Genomic DNA, 688 nt, shown 5'->3' on the forward strand with positions numbered 1-688 from the left:
ACCACCATTCGCGAGGTGGCAGCCGTGGCCGGCGTGGGTGTGGGCACCTTCTATGAGTACTTTGGCAACATGCGCGCGCTCGCGGCGCTGTGCATCTATGCGCACGTGAAGGCCCTGGCCGAGGCGGGTCGCGCCGCGGTCGAGGCTGCGCGCGGCCAGCCGCTGGTGCAGGTGGTGGACGCGCTGCTCGACGTGCTGGTGGGCCATGTGGCGCGCGAGGCGCCGGTGTGGAGCGCGCTGTTCCTCCTGGAGCGGCAGGTTTCCAGCGTGCAGGCGTTCCGCAAGCACTACGAAGCCTATGTGCAGTTGTGGCAGCTGGCGCTCGAAGCCGCCGCCGACCGGCCGCGCGATGCGGCGGGAGCGGCGCGGCTGCTGCACGCCCTGGCCTATGGCTGGGTTTCACAGTCGCTGCTGGCGCAGGGGCCGCAGATCGATGCCCATGACCTGCGTGCCCGGCTGGGCGAGGCCGCCCAGGCCTACGCGGCCGGCCTCGCGCGGGTCTGAGAGAAATCTTGCCCTATCTGGCCTGATTGGCCTGATGCGCTTATGGAGCAAGCGCGAACAGCACCTGCATTGATAGCGATTTGCAGGGCGAGGCGTGCGCGCTGCCCCGCCGAGCGGCACACGCAAGCGCTCAGTCCTTGATGCCCAGCCGCCGCGCGAGCTTGTGCAGGTTGCTGGCATCCAC

1 protein-coding gene is annotated in these 688 nt (G+C 69.6%); it reads left to right on the top strand.

Translation table 11 applies throughout. From position 1 onward, the window contains the following. Positions 1-504 (top strand): TetR family transcriptional regulator (locus ACDELDRAFT_RS23325; RefSeq protein ID WP_005801893.1); only part of this gene is annotated, 504 nt, incomplete at its 5' end. Positions 505-688: the final 184 nt, after the last annotated feature.

Source organism: Acidovorax delafieldii 2AN, from assembly GCF_000175235.1.
Classification (GTDB): Bacteria; Pseudomonadota; Gammaproteobacteria; order Burkholderiales; family Burkholderiaceae_C; genus Acidovorax; species Acidovorax delafieldii_B.